The following is a 20,013-nucleotide window of genomic DNA, read 5'->3' as shown; positions in this document are numbered from 1 at the left end:
AGCTTCGTTGAACCAGTAGCGACGCGCTGGAGGACGAACATGCAGGGTCGGGCACGCAGGACCGTCGCGGCGGGTGCCGCCGCCTTCGTACTGGCCGGGTCGGCTGCGCTCGCCCTGCCCGGCACCGCGAACGCCGACACGATCACGGCCAAATGCGGTGACACCGTCACGGCCAAACCCGGCGACGTCATCAAGACGCCGCTCGGCCTCAGGACCGTCACCGACGGGCTGACCTCGATCGTCGGCGGGCTGCTCGGCGGCCTGTGCCAGATCACCGTCAAGGTGGTCGACACGGTGGTCTCGCCGGTACCGGTGGTGGGTCCGCCGGCCGCGAGCGCGGTCAACGGCACCGTCGCGGGCACCACGAACGGCGTGACCAGCTCCGTCAACCGGGCCGGCCAGGCGCTCGGCGGCGGCAGCGCGAGCGGGCCGCAGCCGCAGACCCCGCCGGGCGGTGGTGGCGCCCAGCAGACGCCGCCGGGCAGCACGCCGGGTGGGACCGCCGGCGGCGCCCCGGCCGCGCTGATCCCCGGCGCGACCAGTCCCGTGCTGGGCGGCGACCCGGCGACGTTCGACCTCCTGCCGTTCGGTTCGGGCAGCGCGTTCGCGCCGATGCGCAACTACGCCGGCCTGCCGTTCGCGACGCCCGGGCTGTGGGCCCCCTCGCCGGGCCTGCGCTACGGCGGCGAGATCCCCGGTTACGCGCCCGAGTACGGCACGCTCGGCCAGCAGCAGCCCGGGAAGGCCAGTCCGGGCGTGCAGAACGCCGGGCGGGCCGAGGCCCTGCCGGCCGGACCCGGAGGCAGCGGCAACGTCGCGCTACCGATGCTCGTTGCGGTTGTCGCTCTTTCGGGTGTCAGCGCGGGTCTCGTACGCGCGTGGGTCTTACGGGGAGCTACCACTTAGTATCCATTGGGTCCGCTCGTCGTTAACCCCATCCGGGGACACGCCTGCGATCACTGGAGGACCGCGCTCGTGCGCAACACCAGCCTGATGAAGACCACCCGAAGAGCGCTGACCGTCGCCGCCGTCGCCGCGGCCCTCGCCGGGGGCTCCCTGCTGACGACGGGGACCGCCTCCGCGAGCACCGTGCTCTCCCCGGCGTGCTCGGGCACGGTGCTCGGCGCGCTCGGCGACACGGTCGCCGTGCAGGGCAAGGACCTCGCCGGCGTGGTCAAGGCCGGCGCGCAGGAGCAGGAGTGGTTCCTGCACCTCAACGGCGTGGACCCGCAGAAGATCGCGGACACCGTCTCCGCCGCCGGCGCGATCCCCGTCGGTCAGGTGCCGGCGAACGCGCCCAGCGGCACGATCGGCGGCGACGCGATCGCGACCGCCGTCACCACCACGCTGAAACAGGCCGGCGACGGGTTCGCGACCGGCCTCGGCACCGGCTCCGACCAGCAGCGCAAGACCCTCGACGCGATCTCCCGCAAGGTCTCCGGCAACTGCGGGCTGACCGCCTACGCCAGCAACTACACGCAGCCCTCCCTCCCGTCGTCCTCGCAGCCCGGCACGACCACCCCGGCGCCGGGCACCGGGCAGGTCAGCTCCGTCCCGGGCATCTCCGGCACCGGTTCGGCCACCGCCCCGCCGCGCAACTACGGCAACATCCCGGCGGCCGTGCCGGGCGTGGCCGGCACCGCGGTGCCACCCGGCGCGCTCTACCCGTCCACCACGACGCTGCCCGACCAGGTGCTGCCGCAGATCGGCGTGCTCGGCGGCGCGTCCGCCCCGACTCCGGCGCCCGCCGGCGGTCAGGCCGACGTGCGCAACGCGGGCAACGCCAGTGCCATCGGGGGCGAACCGGCCACCGGCAACGTCCAGCTGCCCATGCTCCTGGCCGTGGTCGCGCTGGCCGGGGTGAGCGCCGCGCTGGTGCGGACCTGGGTGCTGCGCAAACTGTCCTAGCCGCCAGGTAACCTGGTAACCCGGCAAGCCCTCCTGCCACGGAAAGCCCGTGGCCGTGAAGCCCACAGGAGGTGAGTGGTTGTGTCGCGCCATTACGAGGTGATGGTCATCCTCGACCCCACGCTCGACGAGCGTAAGGTCGCCCCGACTCTGGACACGTTCCTCAACGTCATCCGCACGTCCGGCGGAAGCGTGGAGAAGGTCGACGTGTGGGGCCGTCGCCGGCTCTCGTACGAGATCAAGAAGCACGCCGAGGGCATCTACGCCGTGCTGGACCTCAACAGCGAGCCGGACGCGGTCAAGGAGCTGGACCGGCAGCTGTCGCTGCAGGAGACCGTGCTCCGCACCAAGGTCGTCCGCAAGCCGGTCCCGCGCAAGGCCGCCAAGGCCGCGGCGAAGGCCTGAGGCAACAGCCCATGGCCGGAGACACCGTCATCACCGTGGTCGGCAACCTGACGTCCGACCCCGAGCTGCGATTCACGCCGTCCGGCGCTGCGGTCGCCAACTTCACCGTCGCGTCCACGCCCCGCACCTTCGACCGCCAGTCCGGTGAGTGGAAGGACGGCGAGGCGCTGTTCCTGCGCTGCAACATCTGGCGGCAGGCGGCGGAGAACGTCGCGGAGAGCCTGACCCGCGGTGCCCGCGTGGTCGTGCAGGGCCGCCTCAAGCAGCGGTCGTTCGAAACCAAGGAAGGCGAGAAGCGGACCGTCGTCGAGCTCGAGGTCGACGAGATCGGTCCGTCGCTGCGCTACGCCACCGCCAAGGTCAACAAGGTCAGCCGCGGTAGCGGCGGCGGCGGCGGTTACGGCGGCGGCGCCGGCGGTGGTGCCCCCGCCGACGACCCGTGGGGCTCGGCCCCGCCGGCAGGCGACAGCGGCGGTTTCGCCGACGAGCCTCCCTTCTGACCAACCACTCGTACCGAATTCCCAGGAGCATCACCGTGGCCAAGCCACCCATCCGCAAGCCCAAGAAGAAGGTCTGCGTGTTCTGCAAGGCCGAGCAGAAGGGCCACCCGGAACTCATCGACTACAAGGACACCAACCTGCTGCGGAAGTACATCTCCGACCGCGGCAAGATCCGTGCCCGCCGGGTGACCGGCAACTGCAGCCAGCACCAGCGCGACATCGCCACCGCGGTCAAGAACTCCCGCGAGATGGCGCTGCTGCCCTACACCTCGACCGCGCGCTGAGGAGGGACCACATCATGGCGAAGATCATCCTCACCACGGACGTGGCCAACCTCGGCGGCCCCGGCGACATCGTCGAGGTCAAGGACGGTTACGCGCGCAACTTCCTGCTGCCCCGCGGCTACGCCATCGCGGCGACCAAGGGTGCCGAGAAGAACGTGCAGACCATCCGCCGCGCGCAGGAGTCCCGCCGCATCCGCGACCTCGACCACGCCCGCGAGATCAAGGCCGCGCTGGAGGGCCTCGGCACCGTGGAGCTGACCGCGAAGGCCGCCGCCGGCTCGAAGAAGCTGTTCGGCTCGGTCACCACCGCCGACATCGCCAACGCGATCAAGGCGGCGGGCGGCCCGCTGCTCGACAAGCGCGTTCTGGAGACCGAAGGGCACATCAAGTCCGTCGGCAAGCACTCGGTGAACGCCCGGCTGCACCCCGATGTGCAGGCGTCGGTGCGCCTCGAGGTCAAGGCCGGCCAGTAAGGCCGTCCGGCAGTTCCGGCCGGGCAGGTCTCCGCGAACTCGCGGGGCCTGCCCGGTTTTTGCTTGTCAGGGCGGGGATCCAGCGGCCCTGGGTTAGCATCCAACCCGGGGGGATCACGCGGTTGCGACACTGACGGAGGGGGTAGCGGGAATGACCAAACCGACCGACCGGCTCACCGAGGTTCCGCCTCCGGCACCGATCAAGGTGGGCGGCAACGGAACCGCCGGTGGCTACGAGTTCACGCCCGACGACGTGCGCGCCGTGATCAGCAAGTGGAAAGCGCTCCTGACCGACCTGCAGACGGATCTGTCCAACGCCAACACCGTCGCCGAGGTCCGGCCGCCCGGCAAGGAGTTCGCCAGCGAGGACTTCGTGACCAAGGGCGCCCAGGGATCGGGCACGACGTTGCAGCTCCAGCACCAGCGCATGGTCGACTACGTGCAGCGCTACATCGAGGCGCTGGAGAAGGCCGCCGGCATCGTCGAGGACGCGGAGCACGACACGCGCCGGGCCCTGGGCGGGTACAAGACGGTTTGATGCACCGCACAGCCACCGTCGCCGCGGCGGGCCTGATCGCCGCCGGCCTGCTCAGCGCGTGTTCGAACGGTGGCAGCACCGCGGCCCCCGAACCGGGTACGCCGTCCGCCGATCCCGCGCTCCGGGTCCCGGCGCCGCTGCCTGCCGACGCCCTCATCGCCGATCCCTGCTCGGCGTTGCCACCCGAACTCGCCGCGGCAGGCGGCCTGACGCCACCGGGTGAGCGGTACGCGAGCCCGGGGGGCCCGGCCTGCCGGTGGCAATCAGCCGCCCACGAGGCGAACAAGATCTTCCTCGCGCCGCTGGGGCAGCAGAAGACCGGTCTGGCCGGGGTGTACGCCAACCGCGACCAGGACGCCTACTTCGAGCCGACGACCATCGAGGGGTATCCGGCGGTCTACGCGGCCAACGCCGATCTGCGCGGCAGCGGCACCTGCGCGCTCTGGCTGGGCCTGACCGACGAGCTGGTCGTCAACATCAACTCGAGCATCCTCGCCGGTCCGAACGCCACCAACCCGTGTCCCGTCGTCGGCGACGTCGCGGCGACGGTGGTGCGGCACCTCAAGGGGACGGCGTGAGGCACAACGACTTCGGTTTCGCCAGCAAGAGGGATTGAGCATGGGCAACGACTCGTACCAGGCCGGACGGACGCTCACCACCGTCGGTACCTACGCTGCCGCCGGTGCGATGGTCGGCACCGCGGTGCCGGTCATCGGTACCGCGGTCGGCGCCGTGGGCGGCGCGGTCGTCGGTGGTCTGGTGAGCATCTTCACCGGCGGGCCGGAAGCGCAGCACCACGAGGCCAGCATCGGTGGCCGGTCGATCGACGCCCGCCAGATCTGGGAGAAGATCCACAACGGCGACACCACGTCCCTCGACGCGGGCGCGAAGGCCGCGGCGGCCCTCAAGGACGTCCACGCCGACCGCGCCAAGCTGATCCAGCAGATCAACGACATGATGGACAGCGCCTGGAAGGGCCCGGCCGCCGGCCAGGTGCAGGCGGGCGCGCACCCGCTGGGCATCTGGTTGCAGGACTCGGCCGCCAACCTGGGCCGGAGCAGCACCTACCTGGGCGACCAGGCCACCGCCTTCCACACCGTGAAGTCGAAGGTGCAGGAGATCGCGGCCAAGCCGCCGGAGGGCGGCTTCCTCGACGGGATGAACCCGCTGTCGGACACCGACTCGCAAATCGAGAAGTACAACCAGCAAGGCCAGGCGAACGTCGAGGCGTTCAACAACTACTACCAGGCCAGCATGACCAACGCGGGCCAGCTGCCGCAGTACTCCGCCTGGCAGGGCAACGTCTTCTCCGACGGTGGCGGTGCCGGCGGGGTGCCCAGCGGTGCCGGCGCGGGCGGCGGTGTGCCGGGCGCGGGCGGGATGCCGGGTGGCGCCGCGCCCGCGCACGCCGGCGATCTGCCGCGGTTCAGCTCCACCCACCCCGCGGCCACGTTGCCGCACACCGCCGCCCCGGCGGGCTACTCGCCGGCCGGCGGTTCCGGGGCGTACATCCCGCCGGCCTGGGACGGGACCAGCGCGACCGGGTACACCCCGCCGTCGGCCGGCGGTTCCGGCCCCGGCGGCGGTGCCGGTGGGTTCGGACCGGGCGGCTCGGGCAGTGGTGCCGGTGGTGCCGGTGCGGGTGGTGCCGGTGTGGCCGGGATCGGCGGGGCGTTCGGACCGGGCAGTGGTGTCGGCGCGACGAACGGCACGGGCGCCGGTCCCGGCGCCGCGGGCGCGGGCCGCGGTGGTGGGCGGGCGGGCCTCACTGGCGCGGGCACGCCGGGCACGCCCGGGATGGGCGGTCGCGGCGGTCACGGCCGTGGTGAGGAAGACGAGGAACACCAGAACAAGTACATGGTGGGCGACGACCCGAACGAGCTCTTCGGCACCGACGAGCTCACCGCGCCGCCCGTCATCGGCGAATGAGGCACGGACGGTGTTGAACCAACCGCTCAAGCTCACCACCCCACTGCTGATCCACCTGATCAAACGGCGGGGCGCGGAGCCGCACAACACGCTCTCCGCGATGCCGGTGTGGCACGACGAGACCAACCAGCGGCTCATCGACGAGGGCATCAACGCCGCGCTCGCCGAGCACGGGCTGATGGGTCCGCGTGGCATGGACCGCGAGTTCGCGGCGGTGATCGAGTCGATCGCGCGGCCGCACGTGGAGTTCTACGGCTGGTTCGAGGGCACGTTCCCGGACCGGCCGTCGAACTTCACGGTCTTCACCGGCAGCGGCCCTGGCGGCGGGTTCGTCCTCGCCCGGTTCATCGAGGAGAACGGCGTCCTGCTGCTGCCCGAACGGCCGGAACGGGTGCTGCCGGCGTTCATCGAGCAGATCCCGCCCGCTCCGCCCGGCGGCTCGGCGCAGCTGGCGGCGCCGAAGAGCGAGGTCCTGGGCCACGGACGGGCACGGGACGAGGGGCCGTCATCGATCATGCAGGCCGCACCGGGGCGTGCGGTGCAGTCGCCGGCCGCGGAGATCAAGCGGATCCTCGACGCGCCGCGCACCGGTGGCGGGAGCCTGTACGCAGCCGTGCGCAACCGGGCCGGGGTGCGGCGCCGCTGCGCGAGGCCGCTCAACTTCATCGACATCGCCGGGGGGCGGTGGCTGATGGAGGAGCGTCCGGGGGGCGGTGAGCCGGAGATCGTGCTCACCCCGGGTACCGCGCAGGGCATCGGCCAGTGGTTACACAACGCAGCGACTTCGCTGGGCTGATCGGTTCATCCCGGTCCCTTGCTCGGATGAGCGAGGGACCTTCTACTCTGCGTGCACCCATTCCCCGGACAACGGCGCTGCCGACAGCGCGACACGCCGAACGTCGCAGCCGCGACGACACGCCGAAGTTTTTTCCCCGGAGTTCTCCACAGGTTACCCACAGGGTTTGACCTGCGGATTCTCCACGACCCCTCGGAGTTACCCCCAAGCTGTCCACAGGTGGCGGCAGACCTGTGACTGGTTGACCCCGGCACTCCACAAGCTGTCCACAGAGCAGTCCCCAAGCAGGTTTGCACTGGCCCGTTCCGGCGATCTACGGTGCCGCCGGAGTAGTCGCACTCCGTGGCCGGAAAGACCGGGAAGACACGAGCGCCGTCGGCGCGCCGGTCCCGGCGCTCCGGGCGGAGATCCGGCATAATCGAACTGGTGTTCGCTTTCTGGGAGGTATCCGCGCGGTGGCGCTGACTGACGACCGTGGTCCGGCTTACCCGTCCGACCCCGGCCCCGAGGACCCCGGGCCGCGGTACGGCGAGTTCGACCGTCAGCCGCCCCAGGACATCCCCGCCGAGCAGTCCGTGCTGGGCGGCATGCTGCTGTCGAAGGACGCGATCGCCGACGTCGTCGAGGTGCTCGCGCCCCACGACTTCTACCTCCCGAAGCACCAGGCGGTCTACGACTGCGTCCTGGACCTCTACGCGCGCGGCGAACCGGCCGACCCGATCACCGTGTCGGCCGAGCTGGAACGGCGCGGTGAGCTGGCCCGGGTCGGCGGCGCCCCGTACCTGCACACCCTGATCGCAACCGTGCCGACCGCCGCGAACGCGGGCTACTACGCCCAGATCGTGGCGGAGAAGGCCGTCCTGCGGCGCCTCGTCGAGGCCGGCACCCGGATCGTGCAGTACGGCTACGGCGCGGCGAACGACGGCGGCGACATCAACGAGGTGGTCGACCGCGCGCAGGCCGCGATCTACGACGTCACCGAGCGCCGGGCCAGCGAGGACTACGTCGCGCTGGAGGAACTGCTCCAGCCGACGATGGACGAGATCGACGCGATCGCGTCGCGCGGCGGGGTGTCACAGGGCGTGCCGACCGGGTTCGCCGACCTCGACGAGGTGACCAACGGCCTGCACCCCGGCCAGATGATCATCGTCGCCGCGCGCCCCGGTGTCGGCAAGTCGACCCTGGGGCTGGACTTCGCCCGGTCGTGCTCGGTCAAGCACGGCATGACCAGCGTCATCTTCTCGCTGGAGATGAGCCGCATCGAGATCGTGATGCGCATGCTCTCCGCGGAGGCCCGGATCCGGCTCGCGGACATGCGCAGCGGCCGCATGTCCGACGACGACTGGACCCGGCTCGCGCGGCGGATGAGCGAGATCAGCGAGGCGCCGCTGTTCATCGACGACTCGCCGAACATGACGATGATGGAGATCCGGGCGAAGGCGCGGCGGCTCAAGCAGCGCAACGACCTCAAGCTCGTCGTGGTCGACTACATGCAGCTGATGACGTCCGGCAAGCGCGTCGAGTCGCGCCAGCAGGAGGTCTCGGAGTTCTCCCGGCAACTGAAGCTGCTCGCCAAGGAGCTCGAGGTGCCGGTGGTCGCGATCAGCCAGCTGAACCGCGGCCCGGAACAACGCACCGACAAGCGCCCGATGCTGTCCGACCTGCGCGAGTCCGGTTCGCTGGAGCAGGACGCGGACATGGTCATCCTGATCAACCGCCCGGACGCGTGGGAGCGGGACGACCCCCGCGCCGGCGAAGCCGACCTGATCCTGGCCAAGCACCGCGCCGGGCCGACCAGCACGATCGTCGTCGCGCACCAGCTGCACTACAGCCGGTTCGCCGACCTGGCGCAGGGCTGACATCGGCCGAGATGTCCGGTCGCGGAGTTCCGTGATCCCGGCGATCAGGAGCACCGGACTCCCGGCGGGCAGCCCTGCGTCCTGGGGGTGTTCACACCTCAGCCCGCAGCGGAGCGACTGGTATCGGCTTCCGGTGGGCGGTGCGGTGGAGATGAGCCGCGGTGGCGAACAGCGCGGCGAGTGTGACCAGGGTGTAGGCGTTGCCGATGATGTGCTGCCACCACGTCCAGTGGTATTCGTTGGCTCCGCCCATGGGCAGCAGTTTGTGTGGTCCGATGGCGAAGACGACGACCACGCCTGCCGTGGCCACCGTTGCGAGCGTGCTTCTGGCGCGCAGCGCGTAACTGGCCAGCACCAGCGCGGCGGGGGCGATCCAGACCCAGTGCGCACCCCAGGACACCGGTGAGATCACCAGCATGGCCGCTGCGTTGACCACGAAGGCCAGGGGTGGTCCGACCCGGGACATGATCACCACGGCGGCGATTCGTACCGCGATGAGCAGCGGGGCTCTGAGCGCCCAGTTCCAGCCGAGCGGCAGGTTCAGCCGTCCGGTCGCGGCTGCGATGGCCTGGTTGGTGCCGAACGGGATGCCGGCCATCCCGGAGCCGGTGGTCAGCACACCACCGAACCAGTACTTCACCGACTCGGCGGGTGCGGCCAGAAACCCCAGAGCGGTCGCGGTCGCACCGCTGATCGCTGCGATGCCGATCGTGCGGAAATCCTTGCGTAGCAGGAAGAAGAGCAGGAACGCGGCCGGGGTAACCTTGATCGCGGCCGCGAGTCCGATCAGCAGCCCGCGTGGCCAGCGTGGACGTTCGACGAGGCAGTCGAGGGCGACCAGCGCCATCAGCCACAGGTTGACCTGGCCGAAGCCGAGGGTTTCCCGCAGCGGCTCGAGCTGCATGAACAACGGTGTGCTCACCGCACTGATCACGATCGTCACGCGCCTGCCGGCCGCAGGCCAGACCCGGCGGGTGACCACGTACGAGGTGATCGCCAGGGCCGCGATCGACAGCACGATCGTGCCGATTCCCGCGATCCGCAGGGGTGTCACGGTGAACGGCGCCAGTGGGAGCAGCGAGAACGGTGGATATATGTAGCTCAGTTCATTACCCGCTGAGGCCCGCGGCAGCTTGCCGTACAGGTCCTGACCGTGCCACCAGGCCCTGGCGCCCAGCTGGAACACCGACAGGTCGACGAACAACCCCCCGTAGCTGACAGCGGCCCACACCCCGGCCACCGCCGTGCTCAGGCCGCAGGCCAGCACCACCCACGGCAAGCGGCGCGCGGCCAGCTCACGCAGCGCATGGATCATCCGCTGGACAAGACGATCCATCGCGCGCCGCACCATCCTCTACCGGGAGTTGTCGATCTCGGAGCATAGTCACGGGCGAGAAAGTTGTGTCTCCCGCCACACGTTCACCGTCCACGGCGGACGGGCAGCAGAATGTCGGCATGTCGCCGCGGCCCGAGATCCAGTACTTCACCGCCCAGGACGGCGTGCGGCTCGCCTACCGGGAGACCGGCGACGGACGTCCGGTGGTGCTGATCCACGGCTTCTTCTCCACGTCGCAGGTCAACTGGATCAGCTACGGTCACGCCGCGCACCTCGCCGGTCTCGGGTTCCGCGTGATCATGCCGGACCTGCGTGGCCACGGGGAGAGCGCGAAGCCGCACGACCCGGCCGCGTACCCGCCGGACGTGCTCACCGACGACGCACTCGACCTCGTCGAGCACCTCGGCCTGACCGACTACGACCTGGGCGGCTACTCGCTCGGCGGGCGGACGGCCATCCGCATGCTGGTGCGCGGCGCCCGGCCCCGGCGGGCGGTCGTCGCGGGCATGGGCCTGCACGGCATCGAGTACACGAGCGGTGGCACCACCCACTTCCGCCGGGTGCTGACCAATCTCGGGACGTTCGAGCGCGGCACGCCGGAGTGGCGGGCGGAGGCGTTCTTCCGCCAGACCGGTGGCGACCGCGAGGCCCTGCTGCACGTCCTGGACAGTTCGGTCGACACGCCCCGGGCAGCCGTGGCCCGGCTCGGGACACCGACGCTCGTGGTGACCGGCACCGAGGACCCGCACGTCAAGACCGCTCCGGAGCTGGCGGAGGTCCTGCCGCACGGGCGCTACCGCAGTGTGCCGGGCAACCACCTCAGCGCCGTCGCGCAACCGGAGCTCGGCACCGCGATCGGCGACTTCCTCACCTCCTGACTCACCCGCCGGTGGCGGCGCGCAGGCGGCCGGCGAGCACGCGGGTGCGCTCGACGAGCTCCGGCGGGCCTTCGATGGTGTACGGCACGCCCACCATCGGCAGGGTCATCGCGAGCCACTCCCACGAGTCGACCGGGGTGACGAACCGGCACCGGTGCTCGTCGATCGGTTCCAGCGTGCCCGCCTCGGTCATCAACCGTTCCGCCACCACCTGGACCGGGGCGTCGAACCGGACCACGCCGCGGTGCCTGCTCAGCGGGACGTTCGCACTGGTCTGCACGAAGCTCACCGGATCCGGCGGAAGCGGCCGCGGCGGGAACGTCGTGCCCGGCAGGGTCACGTCGGTGATCCGGTCGATGCGGAACGTCCGCCAGTCGCGGCGGTCGGTGTCCCAGGCCAGCAGGTACCACCGCTTGCCCAGGAGCACCTGGCGGTACGGTTCGACCCGGCGTTCGCTGCGTTCTCCGGCCCGGGTGGTGTAGCCGAACCGCACGTGTTCGCGGGCGTGTGCGGCGGACGCGAACAGCTGCAGCACGCGCAGGTCGAGCAGGCCCGCGGCGCGGGACACCGCCTCGGTCGAGGCCAGCACCGCTGCGATCCGGTACCGCAGCCGCGCCGGCAGCACCTGCTCCAGCTTCCGCAACGCACCCTCGGCGGCTCCCGTGGCGCCGTCCACCTGCGCCAGCGCCGCGAAGCGCAGGCCGACCACGGTCGCCACCGCCTCCTCATCGGTGAGCAGCAGTGGCGGCATCGCCCGTCCGGCCACGAGCTGGTAGCGCCCACCTGGGCCGGGCACCGACTGGACCGGGAACCCCAGCTCACGCAGCCGTTCGACGTCTCGCCGCAGGGTGCGCGCGGACACGCCCAGCCGCCCTGCCAGCTCCGCGCCACCCCAGGTGCGGCCGGTCTGCAGCAGCGACAACAGCTCCAGCATCCGCGCGCTCGGTCCGTGCACGAGTCGATCGTGGCAGAAAACGCGGCCAGGATGTGACCGCGATAGCTCCTAGCTTCGCGTGCATGACAGAACTACGGGTGGTGGGAGCCCGCGAACACAACCTCCGCGACGTCACGGTCGTGCTGCCGAAGCACGCGTTCACCGTCGTCACCGGGGTCTCCGGATCGGGCAAGTCCTCGCTGGTGTTCGACACGATCGCCGCCGAATCGCAGCGGCAGCTCGGCGAAACGTTCACCACGTTCGTGCGCCACCGGCTGCCCCGCTACGGCCAGCCGGACGTGGACGCGATCGAGAACCTGTCCGCCGCGATCGTGGTGGACCAGAAGCGGCTCGGCGGGGGGCCGCGCTCGACGGTCGGCACGGTCACCGACATCTACTCGCTGATGCGGCTGCTGTGGTCGCGTGCCGGCCGACCGTTCGCCGGGTACTCGAACACGTTTTCCTTCAACGACCCGCAGGGGATGTGCCCGCACTGCACCGGGCTGGGCACGGCCCGCACCATCGTGCTCGACGAGCTGGTCGACCGCAGCCGATCGCTGAACGAGGGCGCCATCCGCTTCCCCACGTTCCAGCCGGGCGGATGGATGTGGCGCACCTTCGCCGAATCCGGCCTGTTCGACCTGGACAAACCGCTCGCCGAGTACGACCCGGCGGAGTGGGACGCGTTCCTGCACGGCTCACCGGACCACGAAGGCCTCCTGCCGCGCTTCGAACGCATCTGGCTGCCCAAGGACGTCGACTCGCTGAAGGGCCGCACCCGTGCGGCGTTCGAGCGGGTGGTGACCCAGGAAACCTGCCCGAAGTGCCACGGCGCCCGCCTGTCCCCGGAGGCGCTCGCGTCCGCAGTGGCCGGACGCTCGATCGCCGAGTGCGCCGCGATGGAGGTCGAGGACCTGCTGACGTTCGTGCGCACGCTGACCGAACCCGAGCCGGTGGTCGCCGGACTGGTCGCGCAACTGGAGCGGCTCGTGTCGATCGGGCTCGGGTACCTCACACTGGACCGCCCGACCTCGACCCTGTCCGGTGGCGAGTCGCAGCGCGTGAAAATGGTGCGGCACCTGGGCAGCAGCCTCACCGACATGCTCTACGTGTTCGACGAGCCGAGCGTGGGTTTGCACCCGGACGACGTCGCGCAGCTGGTCGCCCTGCTCAAGAGCCTGCGCGACAAGGGGAACACCGTGCTGGTGGTCGAGCACGACCCGGACGTGATCGCCGCGGCCGACCACGTCGTCGACCTCGGTCCCGGCGCCGGGCAGGACGGCGGCCGCGTGGTCTACCAGGGTGCGGTCGCGGGGCTGGCGGACACCCCCACCGGCCGCTACCTGCGGCACCGCCCGCGGATCAAGGAGAACCCGCGGCCGGCCGAGCGGTTCCTGCAGATCCGGGGCGCCACCCGGCACAACCTGCGGGGCGTCGACGCGGACATCCCGCTGGGGGTGCTGACCGTCGTCACCGGCGTGGCCGGGTCCGGCAAGAGCACGCTGGTGCACGGGTTCGTCCCGGACGCGGTGTCGGTCGACCAGAGCCCGATCCGCGGTTCGCGCCGGTCCAGCCCGGCCACGTTCACCGGGATGCTCCACGGCATCCGGCAGCGGTTCGCCGCCGCGAACGGGGTGAGCCCGTCGCTGTTCAGCGCAAACTCCGCGGGGGCCTGCCCGCGCTGCCACGGCCTCGGCGTGCTCTACACCGACCTGGCTTTCCTCGACCCGGTGGTCTCGACGTGCGAGGAGTGCGAGGGGCGGCGGTTCGTCGAGGACGTCCTGCGCTACACCTACCGCGGCCACACGATCAGCGAGGTGCTCGACCTCAGCGTGCGGGACGCGCGGGAGGTCTTCCCGGACGAACCGATGCTGGACCGGCTGGTCGAGGTCGGCATCGGGTACCTGTCGCTGGGCCAGCCGTTGAACACGCTGTCCGGCGGCGAACGGCAGCGCCTCAAGCTCGCCGTCGAGCTCGCCCGGCCCGGCCGCACGTACGTCTTCGACGAGCCCACCACTGGGCTGCACCCCGCGGACGTCGCCGGCCTGATCGAGCTGTTCGACCGGCTGGTGTCGGCCGGTTCGACGGTCGTGGTGATCGAGCACAACCTGGACGTGATAGCCCGCGCGGACTGGATCGTCGACCTCGGCCCCGGCCCGGGCCGGCACGGCGGACGGGTGCTGTTCCAGGGGCCGCCGGCCGAGCTGGTGCGCCAGGAACGGTCCACGACCGGGCGGCACCTGGCCCGGCTGTCAGGGAACCGCTAACCCGGCCCCGCGCAACGCCTCCTCGACGCGCAGGCGTTCCACGTCGCGTTCCACACCCTCGGGGAGGTCGTCCAGCCAGTGCCGCAGGCCGAGCGCGGCGCACGCCTGCACCAGCAGCGCGTCGTACGCCTGGCACGTCGCGCGGCGGCGGACCATCGGCGACTCGGGCGCGAGGCTCTCCAGCGCGCGGCGCACCCGGCGCAGGTCCGCGGCCAGCCGTTCGATGGGCAGGCCGGCCGGGACGGGCTCACCGTGGCGCCGCAGGGCGGCGACCACCGCGGGGGTCTTGCTCGCGAGCCAGAACAGCACCGGCGGCGTGACGCACGTGACCAGGTAGATCGCCACGTTGACCACCATGGCCCAGGATAGGCGCGCGCCCCGCGCCGCCGGCCAGTCTGTACCGGTTCCGGACGCGGGAATATCGCCCGGTCTCGCGGCGTCGGGTACCGTAGTAGTTGAACTTTCAAACATGGAGGCTGCGATGAGTGCGACTCCCGTGCTCTACCTGAGCCATGGCGCGCCACCGCTCGCCGACGACGCCCGATGGACCCGCCAGCTCGCGGACTGGTCGGCGAACCTGCCCCAGCCGAAGGCGATCCTCGTCGTCTCGGCGCACTGGGAGGAGGCCCCGGTCACCGTCGGCGCCACCACGACGGTCCCACTGGTCTACGACTTCTGGGGCTTCCCGGACCGCTACTACGCGGTCACCTACCCGGCCCCCGGCGCACCCGGGCTCGCCGCCAAGGTGCGCAAGCTCCTGCACGGCCCCGGCACCGAGGTGCACGAGGCTCCCGAACGCGGCCTCGACCACGGCGCCTACGTGCCGCTGGTGGAGATGTACCCGGACGCCGACGTACCGGTGCTGCAACTGTCCATGCCGACCCTCGACCCGCGGCAGCTGTTCGAGCTGGGCCGCAAGCTCAAGCCGTTGCGCGACGAGGGGGTGCTGATCATCGGCAGCGGGTTCTTCACGCACAACCTCTCCGCGATGGGTGTCGGCGTGGACGGCCCCCCGCCGCAGTGGTCGGCCGAGTTCGACCAGTGGGGCGCGGAAACGCTGCGTGCCCGCGACCTCGACGCGCTGCTCGACTTCCGCCACAAGGCGCCGGCCGCCACCCTCGCCCACCCGCGCATCGAGCACTTCGCGCCGCTGTTCGTCAGCCTCGGCGCCGGTTCCGACGACACCCGGCCGGAGACGGTGATCGACGGCTACTGGTACGGCCTGGCGAAGCGGTCCGTGCAGATCGGCTGACCGCGCGCAGCGAAACGGGCCCGGGAGCGTGTGCTCCCGGGCCCGCCTCGGATCAGGGCATCAGCCCTGGATGTGGATTCCCTTGCCGCTCACCAGGTCGGTGACCTGGTTGAAGACGGCGGTCGGGTCGGAGTCCAGCTGCGCGAGAGCCGGGACGTCGCCGTGGGGCAGCAGGCCCTCGGCGTTCGTGGGCAGCTCCGGCAGCGTGGGCAGGCCCGCGGCGGGCAGCTCGACCGGCAGCGTGTTCGCCTGCGGCAGCGCGGAACGCTCGGAGCGGACCGGCAGCGACGGCAGCGCGGTGGCCCCCATCTCCGGCATGGTGATGGGCAGGTCGATCTGCGGCTTGCGGTCGGCAACCGAGACGTCCGTCGCGTTCTGGACGGCGGTGCTGGTGACCGCGATCAGGCCGGCCGGGATGTTGTAGACCTGGACGACCGCGCCCAGCGGCACCTGCTTGGCGATCCCCGACAGGGCCTTGGCCGGGCCGGACGTGGTGTCCGTGCCGCCCACGGTCCCGGTGGTGTCGTTCACGGCGACCGCGTGCGCGACCCCGCCCAGCGACGCGGCATTGCCGAACACCTGCGCCACCGCGGCGGCCGGGACGTCGAAGATGTCGCCGGACAGCGCGCCGCCCTCGCCCGAGGTGGTGATGTCCCCACCCGAGGTGGCCTCGGTGCTGTTCAGGCCGGCCGCGTGCGCCACGCCGACCAGGCTCGCGGCGTTGCCGAACACCTGCGCCACCGGCAGCAGCTGGGCCGCGACCACGTCGCCGGCGATCGAGCCGCCGTCACCGTTGGTCGTGGCGTCGCCACCCGCGGTGGACACGACGTCGTTGTTGCCGTCGCCCTTCACGACACCGCCCCACACCGCGGCGTCACCGAACACGGTGGCCACGGCGCCGACCGGCGCCTCGATGATGTTGCCGGCAACCGAGCCGCCCTCACCGGTGGTCGACAGGTCGCCGCCCGCGGTCGAGTCGGTCACGTTCTCCGACAGGCCGAAGCCGTTGCCGATCCAGGCGCCGCCGATGCCGTGCACCTGCGCCGGCAGCGAAACCGGAACCGCGCCCAGGTTGCCCGACAGGAAGCCTTCCTTGCCGTTGGCGTGCCCGGTGCCACCCGCGGTGGAGGTGGTGTCGGTCGCGGCCGCGCCGCTGCCCTGGCCGATCCACGCCCCGCCGATGCCGAACGCCTGCACGGGGGCCGACACCGGAACCTGCACCAGGTTCGCGCTGCCCGCGCCGTGGTCGTCCTGGGTGTTGCCGCCGCCACCGGAGGTCACGGTCTTGGTCTCGGTCGCCTTGCCGGCGCCCTGGCCGATCCACGAGCCACCGACGCCGAAGATCTCGGCGGGCAGGGCCACCGGGGTCTGCACGACGTTGCCCGAGCCGGTGGAGTCGTTGCCCTGGCTGCCGTTGTAGCCGCCGGCCTTGACGTCCTTGGTCTCGGTCGCGCTGCCCGAGGCGTTGCCGATCCACGAGCCGCCCACGCCGAAGACCTCGACGGTGCCGGCCGGCGGGGCGGACACGGTGTTGCCACCGATGAACGAGCCGTTGCCGCTGGTGTAGGTGCCCGAGCCGGCTTCGGCGTCGGTGTCGTTGTCGCAGCCGCTGGCGTGCGCGTTGCCGATCCAGGTCCCGCCGACGCAGAACGCCTCGACCGGGAGCGCGACGGGCGCGTCCGCGATGTTGCCGGAGCCGGCCGCGTCCTCACCGCTGGTGCTGGTGAAGCCGCCGGACTTGGCGTCGCTGCCGAGGTCCACGCCGCCGTGCTGGCGGTCCGCGCCGCCGCCGACGAGCGAGTTGCCCACCCAGGCCGCGGCGTTGCCCGCGACGGTCGCCGGCACCGCGGGCTGCGGCTGCGCGACGTTGCCGGCCAGGAACGAGTCGTCCCCGTCGGTCTGGATGTAGCTCGGGATGCCGTTCATGCCCGGCTTGGTGTCGCCCGCCTGGGCCGCGGCGTCGTACGCACCGGCCGGCACGTCGGCGTCGCCGCCCCAGGAGACGGCGTTGCCGGACACCTTGGCGGGCAGGGCCACCGGAACGCCGGCGACGTTACCGCTGCCCGCGCCCTTCGACCCGTGCGTCTGGATCGAGCCGCCGGACTGCGCCTCGCTGGAGCCCGCGAAGTCGGTCTCGGCGTGGCCGAGGAACCAGCCCAGCGCGTTGCCCGAGACCTGCAGCGGGGTCGCGCCCTGCGGGGAGACGACGTTGCCGGCCAGGCCACCGTTGGTGCCGTCGGTGACGATGTCACCGGTGGTCGACGCGGACTGCGTGGCGCTGCCGGAGGAGTGGCCGCTGCCGACGAGGCCGAGCGCGTTGCCGGAGATCTGGACGGGCAGGGCCCAGTCCAGCGCCACCACGTTGCCGGCGAGGCCGCCGTGCGCACCGCTGGTCTTGATGTCGGAGTTGTGCGCGTAGCTCTGGGAGGCGTCCGAGTGGACGTTCGCGTCACCCAGCACGCCGAGGGCGTTGCCGCTGATCAGGATCGGCACAGCGGCGTTGGCCGAGACCTTGTTGCCGTGGAAGGGGTCGCCGTTGTCCTGCACGGACGGAGTGACGTCCTGCGCGGCGCGCTGCGCACCGGGGTGCGTCGCCTGACCGACGCGCTCGGCGGCACCGCTGGCGGCGTCGGTGGCCTTCGCGACCACACCGTTGGCGGCACCGAGTGCCGGGGCGGCCGGCTTCAAGGCGCCCGTCTTGGCGATCGGGGCCGAAGCCTTGTTCACCGCGCCGGTGACCGGCTTGGTGCTGATCTCCCGGTGAACCTCGGGAAGGTTGACCTGCTTGCCCAGGGTGCCCAGGGCGTTGTCCTGGACGTCGACCGGGACGCTCAGGTTGACGTCCAGCGGACCGGCAGGACTGTCCGGGTTGACGTTCTCGTCGGCAGATGCGATGCCGGTACCCAGCATCAGCAAGCCACCCGTGACCAGCGCGGTCTGAATTCCGCGCTTTGCCCAGGTCTGCATGGGGGTATCTCCTTTTCTTCGGGTTCCCTTGCGGGGCTTGGGGGTCGGTGCACGAACAGAGCACCGGGGATCGCGGGCATGGGTGAGGAAGCCCGCGAAGGCTGGAAAAGCGGGGTGCTCTGGCTGTGCGCGCGACGCCGGTCCGAAGAAGGGGCACGGCGAAACAGGGCGGCGCTCGAGCTACCCCGCGCGACAATCAGTCAGGAGTGACACCGGGCTGCTCGCCCGGCTGAACCGGCGTGTGCCGGGAAACGATGCGGACGGCACTGCGGTCGTCCACACCGTGCACGGCCGGGCCGCCGGCGGGAACGCCGAACAGCAGGCCGTCGAGGTGACCACCGGTGGCGACACCACCGGGGGCCATCGGAACACCCGCGGGCGCGAGCGGTCCGTGCAGCGGCGAGTACGGGAACTGGTCCCGCTCGTCACCGTGAGTGCGGCCGGTGCCGTCGTCGTGCTGGACGGCCGGGACCGTCTGGGCGGTCGGGCCGTCCGGCGCGGTCACCGCGACCGGGCCCACGACGGGCGGGGCCGCGAAGACGGGCAGTGCCTGCGCCGCCGTCGGCACAACGGACTCGTTGTGCGCGGAGGCGCCGCGGAGGCCCGGCAGCTTGATCAGGCCGGCGCCGTTCGGGTGCAGGAAGCCCCACACCTTGGCGCGGAAGCCCTGGAACGCGGGCGTCGGGGTCAGTGCCTGGCCGATCACCTGCGATGCGTCCTGCGGCTTGCGGCTGATGTGCTCGGCCGTGCCGAGGGTGCGCGCCACCGGGTGCAGCACCGCGTCGCGGGTGAAGGTGTGGACCGTCTGACGCAGGTCCGCAGCGGCCTCCGCGCCGCGGGCGGGGATGGCTGGGCCACCCGCCGTGCCGTACCGCAGCGCGGTGGCGGTGGTGTCGCCGACCAGATCGGAGACACCCCAGGTGAGGTCGTCGGTGGCGGCCATCACGCGGTCGGTGACCGGGGTCGCCTCGTCGCCGTTCGGCTGCGCTTCGGCCGCGGGCGCGGGGGCGAGCTGAGCGGCGGAGGCGGTCGCGTCGCCGATCAGCCAGGCGGCCGCGATGCCGGCGATCAGGAGCAGGGCGCGGACGAGCCAGCGCACGGCGGATGCCGTGCCCCTGCTCATGGCCGCGTTAGCCTGCAACACCGTGCTCCTGTCGGAAGAAGTTGATCGCGGTCTTCCCGGACTGATCGCGTCCGAAACCTCGTCGCATCGCTGCGGTAACCGCTTACGCGATCGAGATAACCAAATTTCTGGCCCCCCGCGCACCTTCGACACGACTTGATCGCACGATCGTGTGAAGAACACCGGGTGTGGCGGGGCATCACGAGACGTGACCTTCCCCGGTCGCACCCGAGGGGCGCCCAGGATGCGAGGGATCCTGGGCGCCCCAAGGGAAATCAGCCCAGGGCACCCTGGACGATCGACGGGATCGCGCCCGCCCACGCGGAACTGGCCAGACCGGCGGCACCGGCACCGGCCAGCGCCCCGGACTCGTTCCACGCGTTCACGTAGTCGGCACCCGTCGGGTGCGACGGCACCACCACCGGGGCGGTCAGCTCGTCGGCCGACGCGGTCCCGGCAGCGAAGGCGAACGCGCCGAGCGCGATCGCGAGAGCGGTGGCACCACGGGAAAATCCCCTGCGCATCACGAACACTCCTTCCTAACGGTGTTCAAGCGGGAAAGCG

The 20,013-nt window shown here is 71.6% G+C and carries 20 protein-coding genes; 14 read left to right on the top strand and 6 right to left on the bottom strand.

Annotation, left to right across the window (positions count from 1 at the left end; all coding sequences use genetic code 11):
* Positions 1–39 precede the first annotated feature (39 nt).
* The 11 genes from FHX46_RS01245 to dnaB all read left to right on the top strand — a co-directional run bounded on the left by FHX46_RS01245 (position 40) and on the right by dnaB (position 8,692).
* On the top strand, positions 40–906 hold the full coding sequence (locus tag FHX46_RS01245) for a hypothetical protein (RefSeq protein ID WP_167109857.1): 867 nt from the start codon (positions 40–42) through the stop codon (positions 904–906).
* 69 nt (positions 907–975) lie between these two features.
* On the top strand, positions 976–1,908 hold the full coding sequence (locus FHX46_RS01240) for a hypothetical protein (RefSeq protein WP_167109855.1): 933 nt from the start codon (positions 976–978) through the stop codon (positions 1,906–1,908).
* Positions 1,909–1,989: 81 nt separating this feature from the next.
* Complete coding sequence (gene rpsF / locus FHX46_RS01235; protein WP_020423406.1) at positions 1,990–2,313, top strand: 30S ribosomal protein S6; 324 nt, start codon at positions 1,990–1,992, stop codon at positions 2,311–2,313.
* Between the two features lie 11 nt (positions 2,314–2,324).
* Positions 2,325–2,813, top strand: a complete 489-nt coding sequence (locus FHX46_RS01230) for a single-stranded DNA-binding protein (RefSeq protein WP_167102201.1) — start codon at positions 2,325–2,327, stop codon at positions 2,811–2,813.
* A 35-nt stretch (positions 2,814–2,848) separates the two neighbouring features.
* Positions 2,849–3,097 carry a 30S ribosomal protein S18 gene (gene rpsR, locus FHX46_RS01225; protein ID WP_020423407.1) on the top strand — a complete coding sequence of 83 codons (249 nt, stop codon included), beginning with the start codon at positions 2,849–2,851 and terminating at the stop codon, positions 3,095–3,097.
* Positions 3,098–3,111: 14 nt separating this feature from the next.
* Positions 3,112–3,570, top strand: a complete 459-nt coding sequence (gene rplI, locus FHX46_RS01220) for a 50S ribosomal protein L9 (RefSeq protein ID WP_167109853.1) — start codon at positions 3,112–3,114, stop codon at positions 3,568–3,570.
* Between the two features lie 151 nt (positions 3,571–3,721).
* Positions 3,722–4,108, top strand: coding sequence for a hypothetical protein (locus FHX46_RS01215; protein ID WP_167109851.1), 387 nt, complete (start codon positions 3,722–3,724; stop codon positions 4,106–4,108).
* A complete protein-coding gene (locus FHX46_RS01210; protein ID WP_167109849.1) occupies positions 4,108–4,686 on the top strand; it encodes a DUF3558 domain-containing protein in 579 nt (192 codons plus the stop codon). The genes FHX46_RS01215 and FHX46_RS01210 overlap by 1 nt, the downstream gene beginning before the upstream one ends.
* 40 nt (positions 4,687–4,726) lie before the next feature.
* A complete protein-coding gene (locus FHX46_RS01205; protein ID WP_167109840.1) occupies positions 4,727–6,037 on the top strand; it encodes a hypothetical protein in 1,311 nt (436 codons plus the stop codon).
* Between the two features lie 10 nt (positions 6,038–6,047).
* Positions 6,048–6,833, top strand: coding sequence for an ESX secretion-associated protein EspG (locus tag FHX46_RS01200; RefSeq protein WP_167109838.1), 786 nt, complete (start codon positions 6,048–6,050; stop codon positions 6,831–6,833).
* A 455-nt stretch (positions 6,834–7,288) separates the two neighbouring features.
* On the top strand, positions 7,289–8,692 hold the full coding sequence (dnaB, locus tag FHX46_RS01195; RefSeq protein WP_167102148.1) for a replicative DNA helicase: 1,404 nt from the start codon (positions 7,289–7,291) through the stop codon (positions 8,690–8,692).
* A 91-nt stretch (positions 8,693–8,783) separates the two neighbouring features.
* Here the strand turns inward: dnaB and FHX46_RS01190 are convergent, their stop codons facing one another.
* The gene (locus FHX46_RS01190; RefSeq protein WP_167109836.1) at positions 8,784–10,028 is read right to left on the bottom strand and encodes a glycosyltransferase family 87 protein; all 1,245 of its coding nucleotides are present in this window, start codon (positions 10,026–10,028) and stop codon (positions 8,784–8,786) included.
* A gap of 119 nt (positions 10,029–10,147) precedes the next feature.
* Here FHX46_RS01190 and FHX46_RS01185 point away from each other — a divergent pair, with 119 nt between their 5' ends.
* Positions 10,148–10,906, top strand: a complete 759-nt coding sequence (locus FHX46_RS01185) for an alpha/beta fold hydrolase (protein WP_167109834.1) — start codon at positions 10,148–10,150, stop codon at positions 10,904–10,906.
* A gap of 1 nt (position 10,907) precedes the next feature.
* Here FHX46_RS01185 and FHX46_RS01180 read toward each other — a convergent pair whose 3' ends face one another.
* Positions 10,908–11,861, bottom strand: coding sequence for a helix-turn-helix transcriptional regulator (locus FHX46_RS01180; protein ID WP_313885984.1), 954 nt, complete (start codon positions 11,859–11,861; stop codon positions 10,908–10,910).
* 62 nt (positions 11,862–11,923) lie between these two features.
* On the opposite strand from FHX46_RS01180, the gene FHX46_RS01175 reads away from it, so the two are divergent.
* Positions 11,924–14,107, top strand: a complete 2,184-nt coding sequence (locus FHX46_RS01175) for an excinuclease ABC subunit UvrA (protein ID WP_167109832.1) — start codon at positions 11,924–11,926, stop codon at positions 14,105–14,107.
* Here the strand turns inward: FHX46_RS01175 and FHX46_RS01170 are convergent.
* Positions 14,093–14,464: a hypothetical protein gene (locus FHX46_RS01170; protein WP_167109831.1), complete on the bottom strand. Its 372-nt coding sequence runs from the start codon at positions 14,462–14,464 to the stop codon at positions 14,093–14,095. The two genes, FHX46_RS01175 and FHX46_RS01170, sit on opposite strands and share 15 nt — an antisense overlap.
* Positions 14,465–14,588: 124 nt before the next feature.
* Between FHX46_RS01170 and FHX46_RS01165 the strand changes: the two genes are divergently transcribed.
* Positions 14,589–15,359: a dioxygenase family protein gene (locus tag FHX46_RS01165; RefSeq protein WP_167109829.1), complete on the top strand. Its 771-nt coding sequence runs from the start codon at positions 14,589–14,591 to the stop codon at positions 15,357–15,359.
* A 60-nt stretch (positions 15,360–15,419) separates the two neighbouring features.
* Here FHX46_RS01165 and FHX46_RS01160 read toward each other — a convergent pair whose 3' ends face one another.
* The 3 genes from FHX46_RS01160 to FHX46_RS01150 form a co-directional block, all read right to left on the bottom strand.
* On the bottom strand, positions 15,420–18,326 hold the full coding sequence (locus FHX46_RS01160; RefSeq protein ID WP_167109827.1) for a beta strand repeat-containing protein: 2,907 nt from the start codon (positions 18,324–18,326) through the stop codon (positions 15,420–15,422).
* A gap of 196 nt (positions 18,327–18,522) precedes the next feature.
* Positions 18,523–19,449, bottom strand: coding sequence for a hypothetical protein (locus tag FHX46_RS01155; RefSeq protein WP_208399957.1), 927 nt, complete (start codon positions 19,447–19,449; stop codon positions 18,523–18,525).
* A 275-nt stretch (positions 19,450–19,724) separates the two neighbouring features.
* Complete coding sequence (locus FHX46_RS01150; RefSeq protein ID WP_167120974.1) at positions 19,725–19,973, bottom strand: hypothetical protein; 249 nt, start codon at positions 19,971–19,973, stop codon at positions 19,725–19,727.
* Between the last annotated feature and the right edge of the window lie 40 nt (positions 19,974–20,013).

The sequence above is a fragment of the Amycolatopsis viridis genome (assembly GCF_011758765.1).
Taxonomy (GTDB): domain Bacteria; phylum Actinomycetota; class Actinomycetes; order Mycobacteriales; family Pseudonocardiaceae; genus Amycolatopsis_E; species Amycolatopsis_E viridis.
The sequence above is the reverse complement of the archived record's forward strand: the minus strand, read 5'-3'. Positions and strand labels throughout refer to the sequence as shown.

Bases quoted from the DNA above. Each gene is read 5' to 3' on its own strand.
- FHX46_RS01155 (WP_208399957.1), bottom strand. From the start codon at position 19,449: ATGAGCAGGGGCACGGCATCCGCCGTGCGCTGGCTCGTCCGCGCCCTG.
- FHX46_RS01215 (WP_167109851.1), top strand. From the start codon at position 3,722: ATGACCAAACCGACCGACCGGCTCACCGAGGTTCCGCCTCCGGCACCG.
- FHX46_RS01190 (WP_167109836.1), bottom strand. From the start codon at position 10,028: ATGGATCGTCTTGTCCAGCGGATGATCCATGCGCTGCGTGAGCTGGCC.
- FHX46_RS01205 (WP_167109840.1), top strand. From the start codon at position 4,727: ATGGGCAACGACTCGTACCAGGCCGGACGGACGCTCACCACCGTCGGT.
- FHX46_RS01230 (WP_167102201.1), top strand. From the start codon at position 2,325: ATGGCCGGAGACACCGTCATCACCGTGGTCGGCAACCTGACGTCCGAC.
- FHX46_RS01165 (WP_167109829.1), top strand. From the start codon at position 14,589: ATGAGTGCGACTCCCGTGCTCTACCTGAGCCATGGCGCGCCACCGCTC.
- FHX46_RS01210 (WP_167109849.1), top strand. From the start codon at position 4,108: ATGCACCGCACAGCCACCGTCGCCGCGGCGGGCCTGATCGCCGCCGGC.
- FHX46_RS01245 (WP_167109857.1), top strand. From the start codon at position 40: ATGCAGGGTCGGGCACGCAGGACCGTCGCGGCGGGTGCCGCCGCCTTC.
- rplI (WP_167109853.1), top strand. From the start codon at position 3,112: ATGGCGAAGATCATCCTCACCACGGACGTGGCCAACCTCGGCGGCCCC.
- FHX46_RS01160 (WP_167109827.1), bottom strand. From the start codon at position 18,326: ATGCAGACCTGGGCAAAGCGCGGAATTCAGACCGCGCTGGTCACGGGT.
- FHX46_RS01150 (WP_167120974.1), bottom strand. From the start codon at position 19,973: ATGCGCAGGGGATTTTCCCGTGGTGCCACCGCTCTCGCGATCGCGCTC.
- FHX46_RS01170 (WP_167109831.1), bottom strand. From the start codon at position 14,464: ATGGTGGTCAACGTGGCGATCTACCTGGTCACGTGCGTCACGCCGCCG.
- FHX46_RS01175 (WP_167109832.1), top strand. From the start codon at position 11,924: ATGACAGAACTACGGGTGGTGGGAGCCCGCGAACACAACCTCCGCGAC.
- FHX46_RS01185 (WP_167109834.1), top strand. From the start codon at position 10,148: ATGTCGCCGCGGCCCGAGATCCAGTACTTCACCGCCCAGGACGGCGTG.